Source organism: Seramator thermalis (genome assembly GCF_004138125.1).
Classification (GTDB): Bacteria; Bacteroidota; Bacteroidia; order Bacteroidales; family Dysgonomonadaceae; genus Seramator; species Seramator thermalis.
The window spans coordinates 1-9,916 of the sequence record NZ_RXHS01000025.1; the positions used below are offsets into that span (position 1 = coordinate 1).

General features: G+C 36.6%; 9 protein-coding genes and 1 pseudogene. 1 reads left to right on the top strand and 9 read right to left on the bottom strand.

All coding sequences use genetic code 11. From position 1 onward, the window contains the following. The coding region (locus EJN84_RS11900; protein ID WP_165004332.1) for an IS3 family transposase at positions 1-303 on the top strand (303 nt) is incomplete at its 5' end. A gap of 81 nt (positions 304-384) precedes the next feature. On the opposite strand, the gene EJN84_RS11905 is transcribed toward EJN84_RS11900, so the two are convergent. From EJN84_RS11905 to EJN84_RS11945, 9 genes and pseudogenes are all read right to left on the bottom strand, one after another. Next, the gene (locus EJN84_RS11905; protein ID WP_129595634.1) at positions 385-1,182 is read right to left on the bottom strand and encodes a phospholipase A; all 798 of its coding nucleotides are present in this window, start codon (positions 1,180-1,182) and stop codon (positions 385-387) included. 23 nt (positions 1,183-1,205) lie between these two features. Next, positions 1,206-2,642, bottom strand: coding sequence for a DUF3943 domain-containing protein (locus EJN84_RS11910; RefSeq protein ID WP_238944019.1), 1,437 nt, complete (start codon positions 2,640-2,642; stop codon positions 1,206-1,208). Between the two features lie 96 nt (positions 2,643-2,738). Next, complete coding sequence (locus tag EJN84_RS11915; RefSeq protein WP_449441387.1) at positions 2,739-3,965, bottom strand: ABC transporter permease; 1,227 nt, start codon at positions 3,963-3,965, stop codon at positions 2,739-2,741. Next, the gene (locus EJN84_RS11920) at positions 3,881-4,987 is read right to left on the bottom strand and encodes an ABC transporter permease (RefSeq protein ID WP_129595637.1); all 1,107 of its coding nucleotides are present in this window, start codon (positions 4,985-4,987) and stop codon (positions 3,881-3,883) included. The genes EJN84_RS11915 and EJN84_RS11920 overlap by 85 nt, the downstream gene beginning before the upstream one ends. A 1-nt stretch (position 4,988) precedes the next feature. Next, a pseudogene (locus tag EJN84_RS11925) lies at positions 4,989-5,711 on the bottom strand (ABC transporter ATP-binding protein); the annotation flags it as partial. A gap of 38 nt (positions 5,712-5,749) precedes the next feature. Then, positions 5,750-6,655 carry an ABC transporter ATP-binding protein gene (locus EJN84_RS11930; RefSeq protein ID WP_129595639.1) on the bottom strand — a complete coding sequence of 302 codons (906 nt, stop codon included), beginning with the start codon at positions 6,653-6,655 and terminating at the stop codon, positions 5,750-5,752. Between the two features lies 1 nt (position 6,656). Next, complete coding sequence (locus EJN84_RS11935; RefSeq protein WP_129595640.1) at positions 6,657-7,556, bottom strand: HlyD family secretion protein; 900 nt, start codon at positions 7,554-7,556, stop codon at positions 6,657-6,659. 89 nt (positions 7,557-7,645) lie between these two features. Further along, positions 7,646-8,953, bottom strand: coding sequence for a TolC family protein (locus EJN84_RS11940; protein WP_238944020.1), 1,308 nt, complete (start codon positions 8,951-8,953; stop codon positions 7,646-7,648). Next, on the bottom strand, positions 8,929-9,516 hold the full coding sequence (locus tag EJN84_RS11945; protein WP_129595641.1) for a TetR/AcrR family transcriptional regulator: 588 nt from the start codon (positions 9,514-9,516) through the stop codon (positions 8,929-8,931). Before EJN84_RS11945 ends, EJN84_RS11940 begins: the two co-directional genes overlap by 25 nt. Between the last annotated feature and the right edge of the window lie 400 nt (positions 9,517-9,916).

Below are 9,916 nucleotides of genomic sequence, written 5' to 3' on the forward strand. Positions count from 1 at the left end.
ATAGAAACATTTTCTTCTTTCGAGGAGGATTATAACGGCATTGATCAATTCATTAAGAATTACAACTATGATTGGATATTGCATAGACTTGATTACTGTTCTCCTGTAGAGTACAGGGAAAAGTACGCTGAAAGCCTGCGAAAAGAAAAAGATAATATACCATCGGGCAATAAGGATCCGGAGGTTCAGCTTGTCCTCATTTCAAGTGGCTCAATGCCACGAAGAAATGAAAGAGCGGAACAGGAAATTATAAAAGGGGCAATTACTTACAGTAACACCCCCTTAATAAATCCTTCGGTATAATATATCACCATTGGATCAGCTTGTCCGATACAAAAGTAATAAAAAAAATTAAATACAATTAAAGTGCTCGGTTATTTCGGGCTAATACAATCTGTCAGATATTTTATAAGCTACGGTTAGCTTTAAGTTGGCCGATTTTACACTTTTTTTGGGACTGAAGGTTCCTGAAAATCTCCATTTGTCGTTTAAGCTTTTATAATCTACAGTGTAAAAACCTGTACCCCGATAATCGAGAATATCGCTGTTACCTTCATCCAGCAGATAAGGAACGGTAACTTTTAGATGGAATGATATATTGGAAGTAATAAAATATTTGCCAGAGAGGCCAACCCAGTTGAGACTTCGGGATTCAATGCTGTCTCGTCCGTTTGACTCATGCTCTAACTGCAGTAGTATAGCACCTGTAAGTCTGTTATCCACAACTATATACCTTCCCAATCCGATTCCGGGATTATAGTTGCTGTCCTTAAATGGCGCTGATTCCTGATATATATCCCAAAACGATTTTTGTGTATAGGTAAGAAAAAGAAATGAATTAAAAGGCAATTTGCTTGATGTGAGCCTATGCCTTATGCTGATTTGAAATTTTGCATCTGCTGTTTCTCCGTCAATTCTTTTATTAAGTGGAATTCCGGTGATAAAATAGTTGTCTTTATATATTGAAAATGGAGGCAACTTATCCATATAACTTATAATTTCATCTTCTGACATCATAAGATCTTGATCGTCTTGTAATAATGTAGACTTAACACCTTCAATAATATTTTTGAGCTGCAATCTTGTTGTATCATCTATAACAGATATATCCGACTGTGCTCTTAAACTTGAAAATATTGATGAGAATATCATTAAGTATAATATGAATAAATATATTTTCATCGCAGATTTTTATTGTTATTATTCTATACAAATAATCCTATTCCAAACAGAAGATCTTCTGACTGATATACCATTTTTGGAAAATAGTCATAAGATGTATTTCTGTAAAACTGCCGAGTTCTTACAAAAAAATGCGCACTTTCATTCAATATATATCTCATGTTTAGCTCAAGCAGGTGAAGTTTTGCCCTGCTTTTATCTCCCTGAACATTAAGAAAATCAATTTCTTTAATTGACATCTCTTTCAGAATGTCGTAGTCATCTAATCCTTTCCAGGAAAATAGAAGATAACTTTCTGATGATATTGTAATTAACAGCCTCTCTTTCCATTGCACAGAGCTGTTAAGCTTTAAGCTAAATCCGCTTCCATAATTATAATCTCTGTCACCAATTTCTAAATGATCTGAGATGCTTGCTCCAAGTATTATTCCGCCTAAGTAAATTCCTATCTGAGTTATACTGAAACCTTTCCACTGCTGATAAACTAATCCCGGACCAATTGATGCAGTTTCTGAAAAATATAGTTTTGAAGTTACCCTGTCATCATTTGCCGGATTTATATTATAGTAGTTGAAATGCTGAAATAAACCTGCTGTTGCTAATCCATCAGATGTTTGATAAAGGTCTTTCCTTAAGAGAGGTCCTATGCTGTTGATTTGTGTAAGATGAAAATAGTTGCTTCCAAATTCAACTTCACCACCAAATCTAAACCATTCATATGGCATTTGCGCATCTGTTCCAATTATATCTCCATACTCAATATCAGTTCCAACAGTAAATCTAGTTATATTCCGCTCACTGTTTATCTCTTCAAAGCTCTTTATCCCCATATAAAATTCCACCATATGTGGATATGTAGAAAGATGGTTTCCCTTCATACTTTGTGATTTCCATACTTCTCCGGTTGTAAGACGAGTAATAAAGCGGGCAGGTGACATAAGACCTGCAAGAAATTCTCTGCCAAAACGTTCAGGACCAGTTTTTCGATTATCAATGAACAAATCAGACAATCGATAAGATATTTCTCCTAATGCTGTTCCTCCAAATATAGTTGCACCAAGGTCATTACGCGATGGGGGCTTGGTTTCCATTAGATACTCCCACATAAGGCTACCGCCCAGATTGAAAAGAATCGACTCATAAAAATTAAATCCATTTGTTCGTGCGCTATTGAAATAAATTGACCCATGATACGGATGACCAATAAAGTTTGTAGTGAATTGATTTGTATCCCATACGGGCAAAGTGTTAAAGTTGTTTCTCATCGAACGTAAATTAATTTGAGCATATTCATCTTCAAGAATAAAACGGTTGAATCCACGCATCGTCATATTTAATCCAACATTAATACTTACAGCCTTACTGGCATTTATTTCAGAAATTAATATTGAATTTTGTGTAGGGGGTATATTTATAATGGCAGAGTCAACCTGACCATATCCATTAAAGGATAAAATCATAAGCAGAAAATATGTCGTAATCGAAGTTCTCATTTACTTCTTGATTCAGCTTACCGTTATCTATATACACAAACTAATATATAACTTTGTTGATAATCATCCTCTCTTTTTATAACTGAATACAGCCCATCCATTAAGTACCACAGCAATTATACCCAGTGCAAATAAATTGTTTGACACATCGGCCAGAGTGCTTCCGTTTAGATAAAGCATACGAAATGTTTTTGTGAGGTAGTTGAAAGGATTGACAGCTGCAATTGTCTGTGCCCAGGCAGGCATACCCGAAACTGGTGTAAACATACCGCCCAGTAAGACAAGAATTAATATAAAGAACATAACCAGAAAGCTGGCTTGTTGCATTGTTTCGGAATAGTTGGATATTATAATTCCCAGACCCGAAACTGAGAGAATAAAAACTATAGCAGAGAAAAGTACTGCAATCACGTTTCCAGCCGGCCATAAACCGTAAATCACATAAGCTAAAGTAACTGAAATAATCATTACAACCAGACCCACAGCCCAATAGGGAATCAGTTTGGCAAGTATAAAATTAATCTTGCTTATAGGAGTGACATTAATCTGCTGAATAGTGCCATTCTCTTTTTCCATAACAATATTTTGTGCAGGTAAAATACCACACAAAATTGTGAGTAGTAGCACCATAAAACCAGGTATCATAAAGTTTTTATAATCGAGCTCGGGATTATACTTGTATTGTGGAACAATATCAACACGAGGCATATTCATGATCGTGGCCCTTGATTGTGGTGGTAATGTATTTATAAGTTCGCCTCGTATTTCAGATGAAAAGTCGTTCACAATCTGCATAATGTAATTGCTGCCCAACAGGCCCTGTGTACCGTTTACAGAGTTTACTGCAACCCCAACAGTTGAGGTTTGGCTTTTAACTATATCCTTGTCAAACGATGCAGGTATCTCTAGTATCATATCTGTTTTACCATTCTCCATATTTAGCATAGCAGTTTGATAATCAAGAGGTGTATCATTCAGTATAAAGTACTTTGATGCAGCCACCTTATCTGTGAGTCTTTTTGAGTAGATGCTTTTTCCGTGATCTACTACATCTATTTTAATGTTTTTTACTTCGAAACTAACTGCCCATGGGAAAACAAGCAACACCATTGTAGGGAACATAACAATTAGTCTTGGAATCAAAGGATTCCTGAACATCTGTTTAAACTCTTTTTCTATTAGAAATTTCAATGTTTTCATACGATTTACTCCAATCTCTTTTTTGTTTTTGCAATTGTAACTCCCAAAAGGAATATCGTCATTCCTATCATTATGAGCACCTCTTTCCATATCATGAATAATCCTTGCCCCTGAATCATTACTTTACGCACTGCATCTATAAACCATCGTGCAGGAACAATTGCAGAAAATGCTTGTAGCACGACAGGCATATTGCCTACAGGGAATATCATACCCGAAAGCATAAGCACTGGAATCATTGCTGTGATAGCAGAGAAGATTACTGCGTTCATCTGCTTGTCTACCAAAGTTGAGATTGTTAATCCATAAGTTAAAGTAAGAGAGATATAGATAAGTGCAACCAAAAACAGCAATAATAAGCTTCCATTTATAGGTACGCCAAGTACAAAATAACTAAGCAGCAGAATAATGATAAAGTCGATAAACGATATCACCATATAAGGAATTGTTTTTGCAAAAATCATAGTTCCCTGTTTAAGTGGTGATGCAAGCAGAACCTCCATTGTACCTCTTTCTTTTTCACGCACAATAGAAACAGATGTCATTATGGTACAGATAATCATGAGCACCAGTCCCATTATTCCCGGCACAAACATATATGATGATTTCATCTGTGGATTATATATCATCCTGTTCTCGGTTTGTATCTGAAAAGGAATATGCATTAGCTCCATTTGTTCTTGCTGATACCCGGCAATTATTGCTGTGGCATATGTTGCAGAAATAGAGCCGCGGTTGGGATCGGAACTGTTTGCAAGTAATTGAACTGCTGCGTTTCCTGTTTGTACTAAATCTTCTTGGAAATTTTGCTGAAATACAACCGCCAGATCGAGATCTCCTTTTTGCATAGCTTCTTCCATTTTTGCCACCGACGGCATATTTCCCTGATTATTAAAGTAAGAGTTTTCTTTTATCCGCTCTGTAATGCCTGTGGTAATTGCATCAGGTGATGGGTCGTAAAAAGCCACAGTAATGTTCTGCACCTCCATATTTATGGCAAAGCCAAACAGGAGAATCTCTACTATTGGCATCCCAATTATTATAAGCAACGTTCTGTTATCGCGAATAATATGACGGAACTCTTTATTTACAAATGCTATAAATTGTTTCATTTTAATCCCTTTCTGCTTTACGTGCAAGTTGTCTGAATACCTCATCCATTGTATCGGCATTAAATTGATGACGTAATGCTGCAGGTGTATCAAGTGCTTCTATGCGGCCGTCAACCATTATTGATACCCGGTTGCAATACTCAGATTCATCCATATAGTGGGTAGTTACAAAAACTGTAATTCCGCGTTCTGAAGCATCATATATCATCTCCCAAAACCGTCGTCGCATGGCAGGATCAACTCCTCCCGTGGGTTCGTCAAGAAATACTATTTTAGGTTCGTGAAAAATTGCTACCGAGAAGGCTAGCTTTTGCTTCCATCCCAAAGGGAGGTATTTCACCAGAGTGTTTCGTTCTTCTGCAAAATTAAGTTGTTTGAGTAGTGCATCGGTCTTTTCTGCAATCACCTTGTTTGAGAGACCATAAATACCACCAAAAAGCCTAATGTTTTCCCATACTTTAAGATCTTCGTATAATGAGAATTTCTGACTCATATACCCTATATTTCGTTTTATCAACTCATTCTCTTTAATGATATCGTAACCGGCAACGGTCCCTTCTCCCGACGTAGGCATACTTATTCCGCATAACATCTGCATTGCAGTTGTTTTTCCTGCTCCATTGGCGCCAAGAAACCCAAATATTTCTCCTTCTTTAACATCAAATGTGATATGGTTGACAGCTGTGAAACTGCCGAACTTTTTTGTTAGATTTGATACTTCAATTACTTTATTAGTCATACAATTACTTTATTACCAAACAATTAATTTGTTAATGCTATAAAACAATCTTCTACAGTAGGCTCAATAGGGTTTATGCCAACATCTCTGAAATCTCTATTTATGAGGTATTGCTTAAGCTCGCCTATCTGTAAACTCTCATCTACAGTGATATGGATTTTGTCTCCAAATGCGAAACTGGTTTTAATCTTTTCGTATTTGCGCAATTCGCGCAGAATAGCTGACATCCGACTTCCTTCTACAGCCCATAATATATCTGAGTAATCATCAATAATACCTTGTGGGGTGTTGGATGCTATGAGCTCACCTTCGCGAATAAGTGCAATTCTGTCACATCTGCTAGCTTCATCCATATAAGCCGTAGACACCAGTATAATAATGCCCTGTTCTTTTAATCGTGCAAGCATATCCCAAAACTCTTTTCTGGATACCGGGTCAACACCTGTTGTAGGTTCATCGAGGATCAGAATTTCGGGTTTATGAATGAGGGCACAACTTAATGCTAACTTCTGTTTCATACCTCCCGAAAGTGCACCGGCACGGCGGTTTTTAAATGGTTCAATCTGCTGGTAGATATCTTTAATAAGATGATAGTTTTCTTCAATAGTAGTGTCGAAAAGAGTTGCGAAAAACTTCAGGTTCTCTTCTACACTCAAATCCTGATATAACGAGAATCTGCCTGGCATATAACCAATAATCTGTCTGATTTTACGGTAATCTTTCACCACATCATACCCGTTCATAATAGCCGTACCGCTATCTGGCATAATAAGTGAAGCGAGAATTCTAAATAGTGTGGATTTACCTGCGCCATCAGGACCAATCACTCCAAATATATCTCCATCGTTTACGTTGAAAGAGATTCCGTTGAGGGCATTTATTTTACCACTCTTTCCGTAACTCTTATGTAAATCTTTTACCTCTATCATTTTATTTAAATTTTACTTCGCCATACATGCCAATCTTCAGAAAACCATCGTTTTGTACAGCTATTTTGAGTGCATAAACTAAATTTGCACGTTCGTTTTTGGTTTGTATTGTTTTTGGGGTAAACTCCGATTTGCTTGATATCCAACTTATTGTGCCTGTGTATGATTTCATATTTCCGTAGCCATCATCCACACCAACTGTTACTACGTCGTTTAACTTTATCTGTGCTAGCTGATTATTTGTTACATAGGCCCTTAAAAACATTTCACCTGTATTGGCAATCTTGAAAAGAGGCATTCCCATTGTGGCCAGTTCACCCGCTTCGGCGAATCTGTTGAGTACGGTTCCTGAAATGGGACTTACTATGCGGGTCTTCTCAAGTTGATCGTTAAGCTGTGCAACTTGTATTTCTAGCGTAGAACTTTGTGCTGAAATATGGGCACTGCTCTTTTGCAAAGTGGATGTTTGGGCAGAGAGTTTACTTTCTACTATTTCCAGTTCCGACACAATATCATCAAGTTGTTTTTGATTGGCAGCATTAGCAGCAACTAGTCGTTCCACTCGTGCTTTTTCCCTTTTCAATGTGTTTATTTGAGCTTTCAAAGCAGCTGTTTGTGCATTTATATCGGGCTGTTGTGCAATTACACCCTTTGCATTAGAGAGAATACTCATCTTTTGGAGATAGAGCTGAGTGCTGTCAATGTACCCAACCATTTGTCCCTTCTGCAACAGATCGCCTTCAGTTATATTAAGCTCTATTATCATGCCGTTTGCTTGAGAGGAGACAATAATTTCAGTTGCTTCAAACGATCCGGTTGCATCGTAATCACCTTCTCTGTTACCGCATGAAAGAAGTATAAGAAGGGTTGATAATGTTGTGAATAATTTAAATGATTTCATAATTTGATGTTATGTAGTATTGTACTGTTAATAATTTAGATAAGAGCTGTTTAGATGAGTGTTGTTTAGGGTTTTGTATATTGATTAAATCAGTTTTGATTTATAGTATACTTAAGTGAATAAACCGACATTAGAAATTGAATTTCGTGCAGAATTTTAGCCTGCTTTACAGCCTCTTCTGCATTTATTTCTTTAATCAGATCAGAGACAGTCATAGTTCCATTTTCAACCTTTATTTCTGCAGTTTCACGAATCTGAGTTTGCAGTCTAATAATTTCATCATCATCTTGCATAATTTTTCTGAATTTCTCAATCTCAATTTGTTGCTGAGGAATTACGATATTAAGGTTTTGCAAAAATGTATCTCTTTGTGAGTTAATAGCTAATTTCTGCAAGTCGATTTTCTTCCTATCCGCCTTTAAAGTGTATAGGTTGCTAAAGTTCCACGATACACTAACTCCCCCTAAAAAGTAAGGTGTAAATTCGTTATCAAACATATTCAAGCCCGGTTTACCATAACCACTCTGAGCAAAAGCGCCGATAGTTGGCTTTATTTTTGCGTTAAGAAGTGATTTTTGCGATTCAATTGCATGCTCTTGTGCTTCAAACATCTTCAATTCGGGTCTGTTGATTACCGGTAAGATTAGAGTACTCTCGGGATTGGGTTTAGCAAATACAAGATCACTGTTGAGCTCTTCACCAATCAGAACCGAAAGCATCTGTATATATGCATCAAGGTTTGACTCCAGATTAATGCGCTGCTGATCGGTTTTAAGTTGCTCAAGCCTCACCACGTTAAGGTCGGTTTCATTAGCCAAACCATTTTGTGCATACACCTGTATATTATTGAAATTACGCTGAAGTTCTTTCTCCCGAATCTCAAGCTGGTTGAGTTGCTCCTTCATCAGCAATATGCCAAAATACAGGTTGTTGACACGCTCCCTTAAAGTATATATTTCATTATCGAGCTGTTTCCTTTCTAATTCTGCATTTGCTTGCATACTCTTCTTCTGTGCCGAAACTCTTCCGCCATCCCATATAACCTGGTTCAGCTCAACTACAAATCTATACTGATCTTGATCGATAGTTGGAATCTCTAGTCCCGGCATATTGAAATCAATGCTTGTAACATCCGATTGCCAAGTGCCCCGTGCACTTAATGTAACCTGTGGCAAATATCCTTTATTGGCATTAGCAATGTTAAACTCCTTTGTTTTCTCAATAATATCATATCTGGCGATTGCTGGATAATTAGCTTCCGCTTTCTTCTGGCAGTCGTCAATAGTTATAGTTTGACCTGCAACAAACAGCGTGTTTACCAAAATCAAGCTAATTAATAACAGTAAAGTTTTAAGTCGCATAATTCTTATTTTTATTTGATAGTTTTTATTATCCATTCAAAAATCTTATCCTTTCGTTCAGACACAAAACCAATGAACTCATCCTCTTTAACTAGCCCAGACGAGACAATTAGCGGTTTGGCTACGAATGGAAACAGGGTGAGGCCAAGGGTGTTTACTATTAAGTTGGCGGCAGACATTTTAATGTTTTTCTCCTTTAGTTGTTTATCGAGTACCGGTTGAGCAATTTGTCGAGCATTGTTTGTGATGTCTTTAAAAAGTTCTTTGTTAACCGTTAGCTCGTTTAATATAAAAATGGGGAGTTCCTCATTTTCAAGAAGCAGTTTAGTGTAATTTTCTATGATTGCTTTGATTTTGTCTTCGAGAGTAAAACTCTCGTCTGACAAAACGGGACTAATTGCACCAATTAACATTTTAAACTTCTCTTGCACTACCTTTTTATAAAGATTTTCCTTGCTCCCAAAATAGTAGTTGAGCAGTGCAAGGTTCGTTTCTGCTTCTTCAGCTATCTCTCTTGTTTTTGTAGCTGCATATCCTTTTTGAGTAAAAAGTTTATCAGCCGCTCTTATAATTTTCTGTTCTGTTGTAAGCTTATCCATTAGTAGATTTATTTAATATTCTGTATTTTGATTTGCAAATGTATTTTAATCATATGAATAAAACAAGTGATTTAATTATTTGTTTAATTAATGCGGGAGATTTAACTTTATTTGCAGTTTAGGTAAATATAAAGAGCAACTACATTTCTGTAATTGCTCTTTATGAAATAGTAAGTATCTTTTATCTATATATTAGCCCTCAAAAAAACCGAGCAGTAAAAAATAAAAGTTATTTTTACAACTGTTATGGAAAAGAGGAAGAATTTCACATCAAAAATCAAGGCTGAAATAGTTTTATCCTTGTTGCGTGGAGAAGATCCGGAGTTGATTACTCGTGAATACGGAGTCACACTGTTCGATATTAATCTTTGGCGAGACCAATTCATTGAAAGCGGTACTG

Excerpts from the sequence above, each read along its gene's own strand:
- EJN84_RS11905 (WP_129595634.1), bottom strand. The coding sequence starts at position 1,182 with ATGAAAATATATTTATTCATATTATACTTAATGATATTCTCATCAATA.
- EJN84_RS11910 (WP_238944019.1), bottom strand. The coding sequence starts at position 2,642 with ATGATTTTATCCTTTAATGGATATGGTCAGGTTGACTCTGCCATTATA.
- EJN84_RS11915 (WP_449441387.1), bottom strand. The coding sequence starts at position 3,965 with ATGGAAAGAGGTGCTCATAATGATAGGAATGACGATATTCCTTTTGGG.
- EJN84_RS11920 (WP_129595637.1), bottom strand. The coding sequence starts at position 4,987 with ATGAAACAATTTATAGCATTTGTAAATAAAGAGTTCCGTCATATTATT.
- EJN84_RS11930 (WP_129595639.1), bottom strand. The coding sequence starts at position 6,655 with ATGATAGAGGTAAAAGATTTACATAAGAGTTACGGAAAGAGTGGTAAA.
- EJN84_RS11935 (WP_129595640.1), bottom strand. The coding sequence starts at position 7,556 with ATGAAATCATTTAAATTATTCACAACATTATCAACCCTTCTTATACTT.
- EJN84_RS11940 (WP_238944020.1), bottom strand. The coding sequence starts at position 8,953 with ATGGATAATAAAAACTATCAAATAAAAATAAGAATTATGCGACTTAAA.
- EJN84_RS11945 (WP_129595641.1), bottom strand. The coding sequence starts at position 9,516 with ATGGATAAGCTTACAACAGAACAGAAAATTATAAGAGCGGCTGATAAA.